Consider the following 16708-nt stretch of genomic DNA (forward strand, 5'->3'; position numbering starts at 1 on the left):
TCGGCAGCACCCCGGCCGGCGGCCGCGTCAGTTCCTCCGATTGAACACGTCGGTTCCGAAGCGCGGCAGACCCGGTGCGGCGGCATAGCCCAGATACGGCAGGCCGAATCGATCCTCGATGCTCGCCAGCAGCGAATAGTGGTTGTACGGCGTGTCACTGAAGGTGCCCGGCGTCACCGACTTGGGTGAGATGACCAGGGCGCCGACCCGGCCGCCGCCCAGGCCGGCGATACCCGGCAGAGGACTGTTCGGGCCGGGGCCCTCGCCACAGCATGCCGAGGAATCCTGTTGCGGCCCATCGGATTCGTCGAAGGTGATGATCAGTATCCCGTTCTGCTGGAAGGCCGGGGCCGAGCTGATCACCGGAACCCATTCGCGCAGCCAGAGATCCGCCGACACCAGCCCGCCCGGAGCGCCCGTGACACAGGGGGAGTCGTGCCCGTCGTCGCACAGATTCGGGGTGATGTAGGCGAAGTCCGGCGTCGTATCCGCCTGTGTCAGATCACTCTTCAGCGCACCGAGATCGACCACCTGCTGCTGGCAGGCAGGCGAGTCGATGATCTGGTGGAAGTAGACGAACGGGTTGTGCCGGGCCGCGTACTGGCTCGCGACGGTCGCCTTCTGGGTGGTGTCCTGGCTGTTCAGGGCCGGATGGCGGCAGGGCGTGCCCATATCCTCCATATAGCCCTTCCAGCTGCGGCCGGCCCCCGTCAGCTGCCCGGCGAGCGTCGGCACCGACGCGGGGTACACGCAGCCCTGACCGACCGCCTGGCCGGGCGGAACCGTTCCGGCGCCCGCGAAGTCGCTGTAGATCTGGCAGTCGGCCTGCGTCTCGGCATTCGGTCCCTGACCGGACAGCTGGGCGAGGTAGTTGTCCAGACTGTTGTGCCCGATGCCGTAGTACTGGCTCAGCAGCACCCCCTCCGACCGCAGGGTCTGGCTCAGATACGGTGCGGCCGACGCCGGTCCCCAGGTCTCGTCGTACCCCTTGTTCTCCAGCTGGATCACGAAGATGTGCGGCGCGCCGGGATCCGCGGTCGCATGCGGGCCGTAGCCGACGGCCAGCGCGGCGATCGTGAACACCAGCACCACGATGAGTTGGCCGAGCCGGCGCATCACAGACTCCATCCCGTCGATGCGGCCACGGCGCGCAGGGTATTCCACTGCTCGAAGTCGGCGACCACGGCCGGGGCGCACACCCCCGGCGGCGCGGGCGGCACATTCCATTGCGGCGCAGCGAGATTCGGGGCGCTGCCGAAGTCGAGCACCTCGGCGATATTGCGGGCGGCGGCGTCGCGCGGGGTGAGGGATGGGAGCCCCCATCGCCATTCGATCGCCTTGAGCACCGAGGTGTGGTCGTAGACCTCGTGGGCCACGTGCCCGCGCCGCGCCAGCGGGGAGATCACCAGGCACGGCACCCGGAATCCGCGCAGCCCCCAGTCCGGGTTGGCATCCGGCGCGACCTGCGGCGGCACGTGGTCGAAGAAGCCGCCCCATTCGTCGTAGTTGATGATCAGCAGGGTGCGCGACCAGGCGGGGCTGTTGGTGACGGCCTGATAGACCTGGTTCAGGAACGCCTGTCCGGCACGGATATCGGCGTGCGGATGATCGTCGGCCGAGGTGCCGGTGTCCTCGTCGAGGAACTTGGGATCGACGAAGGAGACCGCGGGCAGCGTCCCGGCCGCGCAATCGGACAGGAAGGTCGCGAACGGGCGCGAGATGGACAGGTACTTGCTGCCCCACAGCGCCAGGAACGGTGTGTCGTAGAAGTAGTAGCGGCCCTGAATACCGGCCGCCGCCAGGCGATCCCAGATGGTCGGCAGGGTCGAAATGGTCGTCGAATTGTGAATGCGGTCCGTTTGCGCGGCATGCTGATAGAAGCGATTCGGATAGGTTTCGGCCATGATCGCCGAGAAGTAGTTGTCGCACACGGTCCACGCCGACGCGGCATTTCCGTAGAAGCCGAGATCGCCCTGCTCGTAATAGCCGATCGAGAATTCGTCGTTGGTTCCGGCGCGCAGCCAGCCGTCGCACTTGCCGTCGTTGTACTCGACGCGGCCGCCCTCGAAGGAGTGGTCGGGATCGTTGTATTGGCAGCCCTGCGTGGTCGCCAGGTGGAAGGTGTTGTGTGCCAATCCATTACGGTCGGTGAAGGTCAACCCGGCCTGCCTGCCGTTCGCTCCGGGCAGCCAGCCCAGGTAGTGGTCGAACGAGCGATTCTCCATCATCACCACGACGATGTGGTCGATCCCGGAATCCGCGGGCGCGGGCAGCGGGGCGGCGGAGGCACGTGGGGCCGTCGACCCGAGGGCCGCGCCGACCGCGAGGGCTCCCGCTCCGGCGAGGACCGTTCGGCGGGTGGTAGTGGTACTTCGAAGAAAATCCGTCACGGGTTATGCATCGCGCGGGGGATTACCGGCGAGTAACCAGTGAGGCGAAATTGAATGAGAAATAGATGAACGCGTCAACTATTGGACGTGCGACCAATTTAGCACGGCATGTCCGGCATTTCCTGCTCGCCCTGCATTTCGTCCTTGCTGGGCCGTCGGCGGGGGAGTACTCTGGCCAGAGTAAGCAAATACTCTGACCAGAGTAGCCGGGGGTGAGTATGGCCGGGAAGCGGGCGTTCCGCCGGGTCAATCCGCTGGCGCTGGCCGTACTCGTGCAGCTCTGGGAGCGGCCGATGCACCCGTATCAGATCTCGCAGACCCTCAAGCAGCGCGGCAAGGACGGCAGCGTGCGGATCAATTACGGCGCGTTGTACCCGGTGGTCGAATCATTGCTGAACCAGGGTTTCATCGAGGTCGTCGGCGCTGAACAGGACGGCAACCGGCCCGCGCGGACCGTGTACCGCATCACCCCCGACGGCGTCGTCGAGATGCGGGACTGGTTGCGCGCCTGGATATCCGAACCCGAGAAGGAATACCCGCGGTTCATGGCCGCGCTGTCGTTCCTGCCCGCGCTCGGACCCGACGAGGCCGCGGCCCTGCTGCGGCGGCGAGTCACGGTGCTGGACAAGCAGATTGCCGAGATCCGCGCCGCCACCGACGCCGTCGTCTCCTGGCTGCCCGAGGTGCTGCTCATCGAGGGCAACTACGAGATGCACATGCTCACCGCCGACCGCGACTTCACCGCCGCCCTGGCCGCCCGCATCGAATCCGATGACCTGGGCGGCATCGAAGGCTGGCGCACCATGGCCGACCTGGTCGCCCGATACCCCGCCGGCCGGGTGCCCCCGGACATCGGCGACAAGCTGCTCGAGGAATGGGGGTTGCCGACACCGCCGACCTGAGCCGGGCAATCGGCCCGGCAACAACGACGGCCCGGGTGCGCCAACACCCGAGCCGTCGCCGAATCCGAACGACCGACGGCAAACCGCCGGATGCTCGAACCGCATTTCCAGCATATCCACCGGTCCCGTGGTCGTTCCCCACACCTGACGAGGAACGAACAACCATGTCCGTCACACCCATGCCCTCGGCCGCGGTCGAGGTGCACGACCTGGTCAAAACCTATCCCGGCGGCCGCCGCAAGCCCGATGTACGGGCTCTCGACGGCCTGAGCTTCGGCATTGCCGCCGGCACCGTCTACGGCATGCTCGGCCCCAACGGGGCGGGCAAGTCCACCACCACAAAGATCTGCACCACCCTGTCGCGGGCTGATTCCGGGACCGCGCGGGTGGCCGGATTCGATGTCACCACCGACGCGGCCGCCATCCGGCATCGCATCGGCTACGTCTCACAGGGCTCGGGCGCCGACCCGCGCCAGACGCCCTTCGAGAATCTGGTCATGGCCGCGCGTCTGCACGGCCTGACCCGCCACGACGCGGTGACCCGGGCCGACGGCCTGCTCGATCAGTTCCAGCTCACCGAGGCGCGAAACCGCAAGGTGTCCAAGCTCTCCGGTGGCATGCGGCGCAAGCTCGACGTCGCCGTCGGACTGGTGCACACGCCGTCGGTGCTGTTCCTGGACGAGCCGACCACCGGCCTGGACCCGCAGGCCCGGGCCGAGATGTGGTCGGAGATCCGCCGATTGTCCACCGAGGCGGCCCTCACCGTGGTGCTCACCACCCACTATCTGGAGGAGGCCGACGAGCTGGCCGATCGCCTGGTCATCATCGATCACGGGCGCGCGGTGATCGAAGGCACACCGGCGCAACTGAAGTCGACCCTCGACGGCGACACCCTCACCGTCGAACTCATCGCACCGGATGTGGCCGCCGTGCGCGCGGTCGGGGAATCCATTCCGGCACTGCGGGATATCGTCGTCGAGCAGGACGGGCCCAACGGCAGGCTCATCGCCCGCACCGACGACCCCTCCGGCATCGTCGGCCGGGTCATCTCCGAATTCGACGCCGCCGCCATCGGTTTCGGCGCGGTCTCCATCTCCCGGCCTTCACTCGACGATGTGTACCTGCACTATGCGGGCCGCTCCTACCGGGCCGACAACAACCGCGACCGGGCGGAGGTGGCGGCATGACCACGCTCACCTACGACCTGTCCCTCACCCGCGAAAACCCCACGGCCACTTGGCCGGTGGCGGCCGGGCAGATATTCCGGCGCTGGATGGTGAACACCCTGCGGGAATCCTGGGGCGTGTTCGCGGCGCTGCTGCAGCCGATCGTGTGGATCCTGCTGTTCGGGCAGGTCTTCAAATCCGTCGGCGACATCCCGGGATTCGGGGCGGCCAACTACATCACCTTCCTGGCGCCCGGCGTGCTCATGATGACCGTGCTCTACTCGGGCGTCTGGGCGGGCACCGGATACATCGAGGACATCGACAACGGCGTGATGAATCAGCTGCTCACCGCACCGATTTCGCGCAGCGCGGTGGTGGCCGGCCAGCTCGGCGTGCAGCTCACCATCGGCCTGGTCCAGTCCGCGCTGGTCCTGCTCATCGGATTCGCCGGCGGCGCACGCTATCCCGGCGGCGTGACCGGCATCGCGCTGGCGCTGATCGCGGCCACCCTGCTGGCGGCCGTCTTCTGCGCGGGCTCGGTGGCCCTGGCCCTGATCTCCCGCAGCCAGATCGCCCTGATCGGCATGTCCCAGCTCATCATCCTGCCCCTGACCTTCCTGTCCTCGGGCATGATGGCCACCTCCCTCATGCCGGGCTGGGTCCAGGGCATCTCCAAGTTCAACCCGGTGACCTGGGCGGTAGACATCGGCCGTACCGGCCTCGCGGGCACCGCCGACGCGGGCTTCGTCGCCGCCCACCTCGGCTACCTGACCGCCCTGGCAGCGCTCGCCTTCCGCTGGGCGCTGTCGGCCTTCCGCACCTACCAGCGGACGCAGTAACCGGCCGAACACGCGAAAAGTCCGGCCTGCGTGGCGATCTCGTCCGCAGGCCGGACCTAGTGCCTCTCAGGAGGTTCGGGGCCGAAGCCTCTGAGAGCTACGGGAGTCGTGCCTCTCAGGGGGTTCGGGGGCGAAACCCTGGAGAGTTACGAGAGTTGGCCGGCTCACCCTACTTGTCGAACAGCGCCAGATACTTGGTCTGCCCGAACATCTCGGCCGCGTCGCGCGCGGACGGGCTGCCCGCGTTCGGATCGGCCCCGGCCGCGAGCAGGGCGTGGACGATCTCGTCCGAGCCCTTGAACACCGCGCCCGAGAGCGGGGTCTGGCCCTTGTCGTTGCCGAAGTTGGGGTCCGCCTTGCGTTCCAGCAGGGCGTTCACCGCCTCCGGGTGTGAATAGTAGGCGGCCAGCATGAGCAGCGTGTCGCCATTGTCGTTGGTCAGGTTCACGGGCACCCCGGCGTCGAGGTACGCGCCCAGGGTGGCGGCATCGCCGCTGCGGGCCAGATCGAAGATCTTGCTCGCCAGTTCGAGCACTTCCGGATCCAGGTCTTTGGGTTCCACCAGGCCACTCTAGCCAGCGGGACCGCCGCGGCCGAGCCAAGTTCCCTACGGGATCGGTGTGCTCAGGAGGTGATGATGAGCAGCTCGGTCGGCGAGGCGACCTCGGTGCGCAGTCCGGACTTCTCGGCCACCCGGGCCAGCCCGTCGATATCCGACGGCTCCGACCGCGACAGCACCAGCGCCCGCGCCAGCAGTCCCTTGTGGTGTTTGTTGAAGTGGCTCACCACGGTTCGCTTCCCGTCCGGACGCTCGGTCAGCACCGTCGCGGTGACCGCTCCCGGAACCCGGCCCAGATTCTGGTAGGTGCCCGACCGCAGATCCACCACCAGGTGCCCGGCCGCCTCCGCGCGCAGCGCCGCCGGCAGCACCGCCTTCCACAGCGACTGCAGCGTCGGCAGACCCGGCAGCTTCGACCCGCCCGAAAGCCGGTAGGCCGGAATCGGATCGCCCGCGCGGATCACCCCGAACAGCGCCGAGCCGATGCCCAGGCGGGCCTCGGCCTTGGCGCGCTGGGCCTTGGTGAACCGGGCCGCGTCGAGTGCGTCGTACAGCACACCCGTGTATCGGTCCAGGGCCGGGCGGGTGGCGGAGGTGCGCAGCGCGGCATTGCGCGCGATCTCCGCGTCAGCCCCCTTACCCAGTGCCAGCGCGGCACGCGCGGCATCGGGATCGGCGGCCAGCGCGATCAACTCGGTGACGAGTTTGTCGCGCACCGCTGTGAGCTGCGGCATCGCGAGGGAATCCAGGTCCAGAGGACCGCCCGAACCACCGTCGGACTTGGTTTCTGAGGGAGGCAGCAGCACCAGCACGAGCCAACACGGTAATGCCTTGTGAACTGTGCGCGAGCAGCGGCTACTGTGTTGAGCCGTGATCACCCGTCTCTCCCACCTGTTCCTGCGCACCCTGCGCGACGACCCCGCCGACGCCGAGGTACCCAGCCACAAGCTGCTGGTGCGTGCCGGTTACGTGCGTCGCATCGCGCCAGGCGTCTACTCGTGGCTGCCGCTCGGCCTGCGCACGCTGCGCAAGGTCGAGGATGTCGTCCGGTCGGAGATGAACGCCATCGGGGCCCAGGAGATCTCGCTGCCGGCGCTGCTGCCGCGCGAACCGTACGAAACCACCAACCGCTGGACCGAGTACGGCGACGGCCTGTTCCGGCTCAAGGACCGCAAGGGCCAGGACTACCTGCTCGGCCCCACCCACGAGGAGCTGTTCGCCCTCACCGTGAAGGGCGAGTACAGCTCCTACAAGGATCTGCCGGTCACGCTGTACCAGATCCAGACCAAGTACCGCGACGAAGGCCGCCCGCGCGCGGGCATCCTGCGCGGGCGCGAGTTCATCATGAAGGACTCGTACTCCTTCGACCTCGACGAGGACGGGCTGAAGAACAGCTACAACGCCCACCGCGAGGCCTACCAGAAGATCTTCGACCGCCTCGGCGTCAAGTACGTCATCGTGGCCGCCACCTCCGGCGCCATGGGCGGCTCGGCGTCGGAGGAGTTCCTGGCCGACAGCCCCGTCGGCGAGGACACCTACGTCATCTGCCGCGAATCCGGTTACGCCGCAAACGTGGAGGCCGTGATCACCACCGCGCCCCCGGCGATCCCGCTCGAGGGCCAGTCCGACGCCGTCGTCCACGACACCCCCAACACGCCGACCATTGCGACGCTGGTCGACTGGGCCAACACCGCCAACGTGCTGGGCCGCGAGGCGACCGCCGCCGACACCCTCAAGAACGTCATGGTCAAGCTGCGCTACCCCGACGGCAAGACCGAGATCCTCGGCGTCGGCATCCCCGGTGACCGTGAGGTCGACGACAAGCGCCTCGGGGCGTCCGTCGAGCCGGCCGAGGTGGAATTGCTCGACGAGACCGACTTCAAGGCCAACCCGTTCCTGGTGAAGGGCTACATCGGCCCGAAGGCGCTGCAGGCCAACGGCGTCCGCTACCTCGTCGACCCGCGCGTGGTCTCCGGCACCGCCTGGATCACCGGCGCCGACGAGCAGGGCAAGCACTACGTCGGCCTGGTCTCCGGACGCGACTTCACCCCCGACGGCACCATCGAGGCCGCCGAAGTTCGCGACGGCGATCCCTCGCCCGACGGCCGCGGCGTCCTGGAGGCTGCCCGCGGCATCGAGATCGGCCACATCTTCCAGCTCGGCCAGAAGTACACCGACGCCTTCGAGGTCGACGTGCTGGGCGAGAACGGCAAGCCGGTCCGTCTCACCATGGGCTCCTACGGCGTCGGCGTGTCCCGCATGGTCGCCGTGCTCGCCGAGCAGATGCACGACGACAAGGGCCTGCGCTGGCCTCGCGAGGTCGCCCCGTTCGACGTCCACGTCGTCATCGCGAACAAGGACGAGGGCGCCCGCGCCGGCGCCGAACAGGTTGCCGCCGAACTCGATTCTCTGGGCTTCGAGGTCCTGCTCGACGACCGCACCGCCTCCCCGGGCGTGAAGTTCAAGGATGCCGAGCTCCTCGGCATGCCCTACATCGTGGTCGTCGGCCGCGGCTGGGCCGAGGGCAAGATCGAACTCCGCGACCGCTTCGCCGGCACCGCCGAGGAACTCCCCGCCGAGACCGCCGTGGCCTCGGTCGCTGCCAAGATCCGCGGCTGACATCGCTGTCGCGAAACTGTAAGTGGCGCATCACCGTCCGGTGATGCGCCACTCTTTTTCAACCAGCCTGGCCGGTGTCCGCTCGCCAGATGTTCCAGCCGAGACCAGGCCCGCGAACCATCTCCTGGACGGCGCGCTCATAGGACCTTTTCGCCGCACAGTCGTCCACGCATGCCCGATGCCGATCGAGTCCGCTCTTCGCCTCGGCGAGCGTGGCGGGCCGCCGATAGGGTGCCCGATGCCGATTACGGATCACACGTGCCACAACCCGGCTCCATTCGACTCGCCGGAAACCGAATGACCTTCGCGGACTCGATCTTTTCGGCGTCGGTCTTGATGATCTGCCGCGCCGCCATCTTTCGCTCACACATCGCGGTGAGGCAATCCTGATGCAACACAAGCGATTCCATTGCCTCCGCCGATGTCATCGCCGGCTCCCGCTCCCCGACATCGCAATTTTCCAGCCGTTCGTAGATGTCCACGACCCATTCACCTCCCGGCACTCGCCAATTTTCTTGCGTCCGCGTCGGTGACGGCCGCGCCCGCTATTTCCGTACCGACAGGAATTTCTTATATCCCCGCCCAGGCAGACGATGAAGATGCCTGCCTCAGCGATCGTCAAGAGCGTCAAAGCCCAAGCATCCCAAGCCATTTCGACTCCTGTTGTTTCCGGATTCATTCGACTGCGGCGGGCCGACCTGTCGCCGTCAGGTGTCATGTACTAAGCATGCGCCGAAAAGTGCTGCGGCAATACGTGGATGGCGCACAGTCGCGTGAAATAAGATTGAGGTGCGGAACGCACATGTGCGTAGAGAACGTTTCCCAGATAGCGAGGCTAACGAAATGGCCGGTTTGACGGTCTCTCGCATGGATTTCGGAAACTTCATGAAATCTGTGCGATCAAAGGCACCTCGTACGGCCCTGTCGGCCGCGGCGGCCCACCTCGAGGTCACGCGATTTGTCCTGATGCGAATGGAGGAAGGCTCGCCGACCAAGCTCACCAGGCCGCAGATCAAGGACCTGCTCGAGTACTACCACGCTTCCCCGGAGGACCAGGCCAAGGCGCTCAAGCTTCTGGAAGAGGTTCGAGCACAGGACAATGCGGCCAAGGCGCAGGGTAACTCGAAAGGGTTCTGGAAGCCGTACAGCGACCAGGTCGCGCCGAACTTCGAGAAGCTCCTCCGGCTCGAAGGAGTGGCAGAGCAGATCATCACGTTCCAACCGGTAATCGTGCCCGGCTTGTTGCAGACTGCTGACTACCGGCGGGAAATCGTCCGCGTCACCCTGCCACGTCTGTCCGCAGTGGACGTAGAACGGCGGGTCGAGCTCACCCAAAAGCGGCAAACACGGTTGGACGATGCCGGTTTTCGGCTGGAGGCGTTCATATCCGAAGCGGTCTTGTGGAACAGGCCTGGGCCGCCAGGGGTCATGTCAGCGCAACTGCGGTGGCTCGCCGAGGTTGGAGACCGGGACAATATCGAGATCCGGGCGCTCCCGTTCGCTATCGGCCCACACCCGGGGCTTGTCATACAGCAGTTCATCCTGCTCCATCTGCCCAAAGGCGCGAGTGGGATGACTTTGCCGCCAGTGGTATACGCCGAAGGCGCCATCGGCAGCGTTCTCCACGAGCACGACGAAGAGGTCGACGAATATCGTGAAGCAATCGCCGGTCTTCGGGCTGTAGCGTTGACAGCGCAGGACACCAGGGACTTGCTGGTGCGAATCGCAAAGGAGCACACGGCATGAAGAAGCCGGTAATGGGCGAGTGGTACAAGTCGAGCTTCTCCGATGCTGGCAAAGAGTGCGTCGAGGTTCGGCACGACTCAACTGTCACGCTGGTCCGCGACACGAAGGACAACGGCCGGGGTCCGATCCTGGCGTTCCCCGCCGACGTGTGGACGAATTTCATCGACAGCGGTATCTGGCAGCGCTGACGAACTGACCGCACGACGAAAGCCCCTGGCTGAGTGCGCGATTCAGTCGGCGGCTTTCGTCCGGCGCGGATCCGAGGCCAACGCGCTCAAATCACTTCGGTGTCATGAACGCGCCGAGATGCCGAGGTCCGGTCGACCGGTGCATTCCCGCACGATCCAGTGCTGAACAGCAGTTTCCGGGCTGTTGCAAAATGCGCCGAGTCGGCGATTGTGACGTCACGTCGGGAGGCAAATGACCTGCGGCCCTGCATGATCGGTCGACAGCGGTCCACGTAGACATGTGACTCAGGTCACGGCTGAAATCCGCGCCTAATTTGCAACAGCCCGTTTCCCGCCAATTTCTCAGTCGTAGTGCGCGTTCGGACCGGTTCGGCTGGTCGCTCGAGGGTGCCGGTGGCAGAGTCGGGGCGGCCGACGATCTGCAGGCCCATGTCGGTGCCCACTGCCAGCGTGAGGCCGAGGGCGATTGCCAGGGCCAATTGCGGTCCGCCGCTCGCGAAACGCCCCTCGCTGAGAGCGAGCAGCCCGAGATAGAGCGAGCGGCCGGGGAGCAGGGGAGCGAGGGCGGGCACCAGTAGCGGCAGGGTGCTGCTGCCCAGCACGCGGGCTCCGAGTCCGCTGAAGATCCCGATCAGTATCGCCGCCACGGCCGTCGCGGCCACGGGGGCCAGGTGCGCGACGACGAGGAGATGGTAGGTCGTGAAGCACGCCAGACCGGTGGTCGTGGCCGCTGCTATCGCCCGCGGAGGAACCTCGTGAATGACAGCGAAGGCTGCGGTCAGCGCCCCGGCTGTCAGCACGAGTGCCCAGCCGGCAGCGGGAGCCCGGCTGAAGATGGTGTCCTGCACGGTCGGTCCGGCCCCGGCCAGGCGGCCGATGTACAGGGTCGCGGTCACCCCGCAGACGATGGCGGTCAGCAGGAAGAATGCCTCGAGCAGGCGTGCGCCGGCGGTCAGGAAGTAGCCGGCCAAGCCGTCGTTGATCGCCAGCACGAGCGGGCGGCCGGGGAATTGCGCGAAGAGCGCGCCGGTGATCATGGCGCCCGCGTGAGACGGGTCGGTCACCGTGCTCGCGGCGACACCGATTCCGGCTGCCGCTACGGCCGCGGCGCCGAGCTGGTAGAACGGCGCAGCCCCGGTCCGGGCTACGGCGGCCGCGGCGCGCTCGCCGACCAGACCTCCGCCGAGCGCGCCGAGGAGCACCCACCAGCCGCCGCCCACCATGACCGCCGCGAAAGCCGAGACCAGCGCGGTCGCTACGGACAGCACCCACTGCCGGTATGGGCCGGGCGCGTACTCGATCGCGGCCAGCTGCTCCGCTGCCGCGCGCGATGGCAGACCGTCGACAATGCGCGCGGTGAGACGCTCGACGGCATCCACCCGGGTGTAGTGCGAGCCGCGATCCAGCACCGATCGATCCGCCGCCAGCGGCGCCACGTCCACCGATGGCTGGTACGACAGGCTGATCATGGAGAAGGTGACGTTCGGGACGCTGCCGTTCAAGCGGTATGCGCTGGTGACCGCGCGCATCGCGGTCTCGACTTCCCGGCAACTCGCCCCACCGCCCAACAGTGCGGTCCCGATGCGCAGCGCCAAGTCGAGTACCCGCGGAGGAGAGGGGGCTGCGGCACGGGGTTGCCACATCCGCCCCCTCCGCACGCGCACCGCCACCCGCGGCAAGGACCGCGCGGCTTTCGAATCTGCACCGCGCAGCCGCTCTCTCTTCCGGGTGTTCACGGTCCTACCGGCTTGTGCGACAACTCAAATCACGGTCCCGGCCTTGATGACATGGCGCAGGGTCTGCTCAGGCCGGGTGAGCACGCGGATATCGTCGAGCGGATCGCCGTCGACGACGAGCAGGTCGGCGTGGGCTCCGACGTCGAGGGTGCCGATGTCGCCTTCCATGCGCAGCAGCCGGGCCGCGGTGGCGGTGGCGGCGCGGAGAATGTCGGCCGCCGGCTGAATTTCGGCGCGCAGGGCGAATTCCTGCAGCTGTGCGCTGTGCAGCGGGCCGAGCAGATCGGTGCCGAAGACCAGGTTGACCCCTGCGGTGTGGGCCCGTTCGAGCGCGGACATGGCCGCTGCGTGGACATCGGCGATCTTCTTGTACGACTGTTCGGGCATTCCGGCTGCCTTGCCGAACCGGGCCATCTGGTCGTAGGTCACCAGCGTGGGGACCAGGAAGGCGTCGTGTTCGAGCAGCAGGCTGATGGTTTCGTCGTCGATCAGGTTTCCGTGTTCCACGCAGCGGACGCCCGCCCGCAGCGCCCGGTTGACGCTGCGCGGGTGGTAAGCGTGCGCGGTGACATAGCGATTGTGTTGCTCGGCCTCGATGACTGCCGCACGGATCTCCTCTTCGGTGTACTGGACCGCCGATACCTCGTCGTGCGGTGAGGCGACGCCGCCGCTGACCAGTATCTTCAGATGCGAAGCGCCCTTGCGGAATTCGTCACGCGCGGCGGCGCTCACCTCGTCGGCACCGTCGGCGATGCGGGCGAAGGCGGGACGACTCTGGCAACAGGGCATCGCGTCGTCACCCAGTGGGCGGATGTCCCCATGCCCACCCGTTTGTGACAGGGCCTTCCCGCCGTAGATCAAACGCGGACCCGCAGCGAGCCCTTCCTCGATGGCCCGGGCCATCCCGTAATCGGCGCCGCCGACGTCGCGGACGGTGGTGAATCCGCGTCGGAGCATGCGCTCGGCTTCCTTCAAGGCCCGGACAGTGGCGTACCCGGGGGTCCAGCCGGCCGCTTCCTTCGGGTCGAAGGTGGTCAACAGCAGATGCACGTGTGCGTCGATCAGACCCGGCAGCACTGTCGCCCCGGCGACATCGAGCACCGGCACGTCCTCGGACGCCGTCGGCGGGCGCCCGGTGCCATGGCCCGCGATGCGCCCGTCGGCGACCTCCAGCCATGAAACATCGCTCAGCTCACCGTCTTCGGGATGCAGCAGATGAGCGTTCGTGATCAACAGGCGATCGGGATTGGGGGCACTCATGCTCGGTTTCCTTCCGGTAATAGCCAAGTTGAATGCAACAATAGATGCACAGAATGGATGTGTGCAATGATTGTTCCATGAAGTTCACCTCACTGTCGCTACGCACCTCGCCCGGCCGTCGTGACGAGCTGGTCGAGCGCTATCGCTCGCTGGGCATCCTCGAAGCCTCGGGCGCCCTCGCGGCGCAGGTTCTGATTCCCGCGGACGAGCCGGGCGCGATCGTCGTCACCGCCCTGTGGGCCGACGCCGATGCCTGTGCGGCCTGGCAGAATTCACCCCAGCGCCAGGAGTTCGCCCTGGCCTTGATGCCCTTCTTCGACTCTGCCGATGCCATCAGCACCCGCGGCTTCCACGTCGCTCATCACACGGCGCAGTGACGAGGGCACCTACCCCCACGAGGAGACGACACGTGAGCATCGAGGCATGGCTGGCAGCGCAAACCGCACGCGACACGCTCGGTCCCCAAGCCGAACGCGTTGCGCAGGTGCTCGTCCGGGCGCCGCACTTCGCCAGCTACTCCTCCGCCCGCGAGATCGCCGAACGAGCCGGCGTCAATGTCTCCACCGTGGTCCGCACCGCGCAGCAACTCGGCTTCGAAGGCTGGCCCCAGCTCCGCGAGGAACTCCGGGCCCTCTACCTCGCCTCCGTCTCCTCCGGTGACATCTCCCTCGGCCCCGCGGCCGCCGACCCCGCAGCCCAGATGCTGCGGCAGGACGCGAACAACGTTGTCGCACTTGCCACCTCCGACAATCTCGCCGCCATCCGTGCCACCGCCCGGGCCATCAAGGCGGCCCGCCGCACACTCATCATCAGCTCCGGCAGCGGAGCCGGGCCGGCCCACATCCTCGGCTACCTCGGTGCCATCGCCGGGCACGACATCCGGCTTTCCCTCGGCTCCTCCACCACGCAGGCCGTCGACGTCGCTCGCCTCGAAAAGGGCGACTGCCTCATCACCATCAACATCTGGCGTCTGACCCGAACCCTGCGCGGCCTGACCCGACTCGCCCGCGACCGTGGCGCCACCGTCAGCGTTCTCACCGACCTTCGCACCTCGCCCCTCGCCGGAGATGCCGACCACCTCATCCTCACCCCCATCGAGGCCACCCATGCCGGACCATCCCTCACCGGCGTAGTCGCCGCAATCCAGGCCGTTCTCAGCGAACTCGCCGACGACGACGCGATCCGCGCCTCGGGCCAGATCCAGCAAATGTGGCAAGACCTCGATCTCATGGACGACCAACCCTGAACCCGCCCATGGCATCTGGATCCGCCGACGAGCACGCACCCGGTCCTCGTCTCGGTGCCGGAGATGGCCATTTTCCGCTGTTGATCACCTGAGTAAAATTCGGTTGAGGGCGATCGCACATGGGGGCATCTCATGGACGGTGTCCCCGGACATGCGCACACCGGGCTACTCGGATTTGCCCGCCGAAGCGGCTTTCACAGCGACACCATCGACCGCGCCGCCACCCCGGATGGTCACGACGGCGTAGTCGTTACTCGAACGAGACGTGCGAGGTGACGAAATCGATCAGGCGCAGCAGCCGGTTCACCGAGTCCGGGAAAGGCAATGATGATGACCAACGAGACTTACCGAAGTACCACACGTCAGCTGTTCACCGCGTTCGTGCTGGCGGGGGTGGCGATGGCAGTTCCCGCGACGGCGGCGGTTCCGGCCCTCGCCGCGCCGAGTGCAGCGCCCGGCGTGGTGCAGGTCGATCGGACCTGGGGATGGATTGGTAATGCCGCCGAGCCGGTTCCGCCTCCGCCCGTCCCGCCCCATGGCTGCGACACCGAAAACTGCGGGGAGAGCGGTGGGGGCGACAACACCTGCACCGACCCCAGCCAGACCGGGGACGGCTGCAGCGACCACGGCGAGACCGGTGGGACCGGAGGTGGACCATCGGCCGCCGAAGCCCGCGGAATCCACTCCACCATGGCCACGTCCCAAGAGATCGAGAGGTAGCGTCAGCGTCAGCAGCCGCTCAATCGTGCACCCGAACAGACTGCCTTGCAGCCAGTGCGAGCCGTTCGGGTAGTGGTGCGAGCGTGTAGTTCTGCCAGACGTAGCTGTCCATTTGATGCTGGTCACCGGAGAGGTTCACCACCCGGTCGACCTTGCCGTCGATATTGAAGTGCCACACCAGCGCCCAGATGGTATCCACCTTGCCCGCGCCGGCGGTGGAGTAGCCGCGGTGGATGTCCACGACGTATTCGTCGTTGGCCTCCAGGAAGAAGGTCTCCGCCTTCATACCTGCCTTGGACAGCTGATCGAAGAAGGCGACGACCTCGTCGATGCCGTGTTTGGTGCCGGACAGGGCGTGACGGCCGGGAATGGTCCAGGCGATGTTCTCGGTGAGAACGGCGCGCATGCCGTCCAGGTCATAGCGGGCGTAAGCGTCGAAGAAGGCGGCGATGGCGGCGACTTTCGAATCCCGGTCGTTCACAGTGCACCTTCCTGGTTGCGGGACAACGGGATTCGGGTCAGGTCGGTCGTGGTTTCGAGGATCACGTGCGAGTCCTCGGTCAGCCACTCCGGGAGCAGGACGGTGAAGGCCACGACGTCCGCAAGCGCCATATGGGTGTCGACTGCCGCCTGGTCGGCGTAGCGCTCCCGGATGAGATAACGGCCAGGCTGGGCCGGATCGCGCCAGAAGCCATAAACGAGCACACCGGGTTCGGTGGTCGCGGCCTTGGCGAGGGTGGTGATCGCGGACTCGAAAGCGGCGGTGTGCGCGGGCGCGATGTCCAGCACCGCGGTCAGCTGGATTGTCATATGTGCAGGTTAGGGTCACGCGCACGGTCGAGCGAAAGATCGATTCGGGATAGAGTCAGAACGGATCGTTATCAATCGGCAGGGGGGACGCATAGCTCCGGGCGTGGTGAGCCTGCGGTATTTTCTGGTACTCGCGCAGGAATTGAATTTCACGCGAGTGGCCGAGCGGATCGGCATCGCCCAGCCGGCGCTCAGCGGCCGCACACGCCGGTTGGAGGCGGAACTCGGGACGGCGCTGTTGCTGCGGAGCACTCGTCGTGTCGAATTGACCGCGGCCGGTATGGCATTGGCGCAGGAGGCGCCCGCCGCGTGAGATCGACGCGGCCGCAGCATATCCCGTCCGAATCCACGATCGCGCCGCCAATCCGGCCGTCCACGACCAACTGAAGGCGCTGCTACGCACCGGCGGCCGAGAACCTCGATTCCACACGCCGGCACTCTCATTCGACATCGCCCAGCGAGACCTGTACGACCGAGTCACATTGTCGCTCGCTGGTGAGGCAGCCCTGTCAACCCAGGTAGCCGGC

General features: G+C 66.9%; 19 protein-coding genes. 10 read left to right on the plus strand and 9 right to left on the minus strand.

The features are described 5' to 3' along the window. Nucleotides 1-27: 27 nt before the first annotated feature. A complete protein-coding gene (locus ACWEQQ_RS25945) occupies nucleotides 28-1116 on the minus strand; it encodes an alkaline phosphatase family protein (RefSeq protein WP_452350032.1) in 1089 nt (362 codons plus the stop codon). After that, nucleotides 1116-2390, minus strand: coding sequence for an alkaline phosphatase family protein (locus tag ACWEQQ_RS25950; protein WP_452350033.1), 1275 nt, complete (start codon nucleotides 2388-2390; stop codon nucleotides 1116-1118). Before ACWEQQ_RS25950 ends, ACWEQQ_RS25945 begins: the two co-directional genes overlap by 1 nt. 218 nt (nucleotides 2391-2608) lie before the next feature. Here ACWEQQ_RS25950 and ACWEQQ_RS25955 point away from each other — a divergent pair, with 218 nt between their 5' ends. The 3 genes from ACWEQQ_RS25955 to ACWEQQ_RS25965 all read left to right on the plus strand — a co-directional run bounded on the left by ACWEQQ_RS25955 (nucleotide 2609) and on the right by ACWEQQ_RS25965 (nucleotide 5297). Then, the gene (locus tag ACWEQQ_RS25955; protein WP_379384158.1) at nucleotides 2609-3292 is read left to right on the plus strand and encodes a PadR family transcriptional regulator; all 684 of its coding nucleotides are present in this window, start codon (nucleotides 2609-2611) and stop codon (nucleotides 3290-3292) included. A 164-nt stretch (nucleotides 3293-3456) separates the two neighbouring features. Next, nucleotides 3457-4479 carry an ABC transporter ATP-binding protein gene (locus ACWEQQ_RS25960; protein ID WP_452345181.1) on the plus strand — a complete coding sequence of 341 codons (1023 nt, stop codon included), beginning with the start codon at nucleotides 3457-3459 and terminating at the stop codon, nucleotides 4477-4479. Continuing rightward, complete coding sequence (locus tag ACWEQQ_RS25965) at nucleotides 4476-5297, plus strand: ABC transporter permease (protein WP_452350034.1); 822 nt, start codon at nucleotides 4476-4478, stop codon at nucleotides 5295-5297. Before ACWEQQ_RS25960 ends, ACWEQQ_RS25965 begins: the two co-directional genes overlap by 4 nt. A gap of 169 nt (nucleotides 5298-5466) precedes the next feature. On the opposite strand, the gene ACWEQQ_RS25970 is transcribed toward ACWEQQ_RS25965, so the two are convergent. Beyond that, the gene (locus ACWEQQ_RS25970; RefSeq protein ID WP_354850838.1) at nucleotides 5467-5859 is read right to left on the minus strand and encodes an ankyrin repeat domain-containing protein; all 393 of its coding nucleotides are present in this window, start codon (nucleotides 5857-5859) and stop codon (nucleotides 5467-5469) included. 62 nt (nucleotides 5860-5921) lie between these two features. Beyond that, nucleotides 5922-6668 carry a peroxide stress protein YaaA gene (yaaA, locus tag ACWEQQ_RS25975; RefSeq protein ID WP_452345179.1) on the minus strand — a complete coding sequence of 249 codons (747 nt, stop codon included), beginning with the start codon at nucleotides 6666-6668 and terminating at the stop codon, nucleotides 5922-5924. Nucleotides 6669-6726: 58 nt separating this feature from the next. Here yaaA and ACWEQQ_RS25980 point away from each other — a divergent pair, with 58 nt between their 5' ends. Beyond that, a complete protein-coding gene (locus ACWEQQ_RS25980) occupies nucleotides 6727-8475 on the plus strand; it encodes a proline--tRNA ligase (RefSeq protein WP_452350035.1) in 1749 nt (582 codons plus the stop codon). Nucleotides 8476-8720: 245 nt separating this feature from the next. Here ACWEQQ_RS25980 and ACWEQQ_RS25985 read toward each other — a convergent pair whose 3' ends face one another. Then, on the minus strand, nucleotides 8721-8957 hold the full coding sequence (locus tag ACWEQQ_RS25985; RefSeq protein ID WP_379383496.1) for a hypothetical protein: 237 nt from the start codon (nucleotides 8955-8957) through the stop codon (nucleotides 8721-8723). 385 nt (nucleotides 8958-9342) lie between these two features. Between ACWEQQ_RS25985 and ACWEQQ_RS25990 the strand changes: the two genes are divergently transcribed. Then, nucleotides 9343-10221: a DUF5753 domain-containing protein gene (locus ACWEQQ_RS25990; protein ID WP_452350036.1), complete on the plus strand. Its 879-nt coding sequence runs from the start codon at nucleotides 9343-9345 to the stop codon at nucleotides 10219-10221. Then, nucleotides 10218-10409: a DUF397 domain-containing protein gene (locus ACWEQQ_RS25995; protein ID WP_452350037.1), complete on the plus strand. Its 192-nt coding sequence runs from the start codon at nucleotides 10218-10220 to the stop codon at nucleotides 10407-10409. Before ACWEQQ_RS25990 ends, ACWEQQ_RS25995 begins: the two co-directional genes overlap by 4 nt. A gap of 290 nt (nucleotides 10410-10699) precedes the next feature. On the opposite strand, the gene ACWEQQ_RS26000 is transcribed toward ACWEQQ_RS25995, so the two are convergent. Together ACWEQQ_RS26000 and ACWEQQ_RS26005 are read right to left on the minus strand one after the other, a co-directional pair. Further along, nucleotides 10700-12052, minus strand: coding sequence for a threonine/serine ThrE exporter family protein (locus tag ACWEQQ_RS26000; RefSeq protein WP_452350038.1), 1353 nt, complete (start codon nucleotides 12050-12052; stop codon nucleotides 10700-10702). A gap of 117 nt (nucleotides 12053-12169) precedes the next feature. Further along, nucleotides 12170-13405: an amidohydrolase family protein gene (locus ACWEQQ_RS26005; RefSeq protein ID WP_452350039.1), complete on the minus strand. Its 1236-nt coding sequence runs from the start codon at nucleotides 13403-13405 to the stop codon at nucleotides 12170-12172. 77 nt (nucleotides 13406-13482) lie between these two features. Between ACWEQQ_RS26005 and ACWEQQ_RS26010 the strand changes: the two genes are divergently transcribed. The 3 genes from ACWEQQ_RS26010 (at nucleotide 13483) to ACWEQQ_RS26020 (ending at nucleotide 15371) form a co-directional block, all read left to right on the plus strand. Further along, entirely contained in the window at nucleotides 13483-13782 is a 300-nt protein-coding gene (locus tag ACWEQQ_RS26010; RefSeq protein WP_452350040.1) for an antibiotic biosynthesis monooxygenase, read from the plus strand. Nucleotides 13783-13814: 32 nt separating this feature from the next. Continuing rightward, nucleotides 13815-14651 carry a MurR/RpiR family transcriptional regulator gene (locus ACWEQQ_RS26015; RefSeq protein ID WP_452350041.1) on the plus strand — a complete coding sequence of 279 codons (837 nt, stop codon included), beginning with the start codon at nucleotides 13815-13817 and terminating at the stop codon, nucleotides 14649-14651. 330 nt (nucleotides 14652-14981) lie between these two features. After that, nucleotides 14982-15371: a hypothetical protein gene (locus ACWEQQ_RS26020; protein WP_452350042.1), complete on the plus strand. Its 390-nt coding sequence runs from the start codon at nucleotides 14982-14984 to the stop codon at nucleotides 15369-15371. A gap of 19 nt (nucleotides 15372-15390) precedes the next feature. Here ACWEQQ_RS26020 and ACWEQQ_RS26025 read toward each other — a convergent pair whose 3' ends face one another. Together ACWEQQ_RS26025 and ACWEQQ_RS26030 are read right to left on the minus strand one after the other, a co-directional pair. After that, complete coding sequence (locus ACWEQQ_RS26025; RefSeq protein WP_452345170.1) at nucleotides 15391-15852, minus strand: nuclear transport factor 2 family protein; 462 nt, start codon at nucleotides 15850-15852, stop codon at nucleotides 15391-15393. After that, nucleotides 15849-16181, minus strand: coding sequence for a putative quinol monooxygenase (locus tag ACWEQQ_RS26030; RefSeq protein WP_452345169.1), 333 nt, complete (start codon nucleotides 16179-16181; stop codon nucleotides 15849-15851). Before ACWEQQ_RS26030 ends, ACWEQQ_RS26025 begins: the two co-directional genes overlap by 4 nt. A 103-nt stretch (nucleotides 16182-16284) precedes the next feature. Between ACWEQQ_RS26030 and ACWEQQ_RS26035 the strand changes: the two genes are divergently transcribed. Further along, entirely contained in the window at nucleotides 16285-16494 is a 210-nt protein-coding gene (locus ACWEQQ_RS26035) for a LysR family transcriptional regulator (RefSeq protein ID WP_452350043.1), read from the plus strand. Nucleotides 16495-16708: the final 214 nt, after the last annotated feature.

It is taken from the genome of Nocardia sp. NPDC004123, assembly GCF_053603795.1.

Bases quoted from the DNA above. Each gene is read 5' to 3' on its own strand.
- ACWEQQ_RS25945 (WP_452350032.1), bottom strand. From the start codon at position 1,116: ATGCGCCGGCTCGGCCAACTCATCGTGGTGCTGGTGTTCACGATCGCC.
- ACWEQQ_RS25955 (WP_379384158.1), top strand. From the start codon at position 2,609: ATGGCCGGGAAGCGGGCGTTCCGCCGGGTCAATCCGCTGGCGCTGGCC.
- ACWEQQ_RS25960 (WP_452345181.1), top strand. From the start codon at position 3,457: ATGTCCGTCACACCCATGCCCTCGGCCGCGGTCGAGGTGCACGACCTG.
- ACWEQQ_RS25965 (WP_452350034.1), top strand. From the start codon at position 4,476: ATGACCACGCTCACCTACGACCTGTCCCTCACCCGCGAAAACCCCACG.
- ACWEQQ_RS25990 (WP_452350036.1), top strand. From the start codon at position 9,343: ATGGATTTCGGAAACTTCATGAAATCTGTGCGATCAAAGGCACCTCGT.
- ACWEQQ_RS25995 (WP_452350037.1), top strand. From the start codon at position 10,218: ATGAAGAAGCCGGTAATGGGCGAGTGGTACAAGTCGAGCTTCTCCGAT.
- ACWEQQ_RS26000 (WP_452350038.1), bottom strand. From the start codon at position 12,052: ATGTGGCAACCCCGTGCCGCAGCCCCCTCTCCTCCGCGGGTACTCGAC.
- ACWEQQ_RS26005 (WP_452350039.1), bottom strand. From the start codon at position 13,405: ATGAGTGCCCCCAATCCCGATCGCCTGTTGATCACGAACGCTCATCTG.
- ACWEQQ_RS26010 (WP_452350040.1), top strand. From the start codon at position 13,483: ATGAAGTTCACCTCACTGTCGCTACGCACCTCGCCCGGCCGTCGTGAC.
- ACWEQQ_RS26020 (WP_452350042.1), top strand. From the start codon at position 14,982: ATGACCAACGAGACTTACCGAAGTACCACACGTCAGCTGTTCACCGCG.
- ACWEQQ_RS26030 (WP_452345169.1), bottom strand. From the start codon at position 16,181: ATGACAATCCAGCTGACCGCGGTGCTGGACATCGCGCCCGCGCACACC.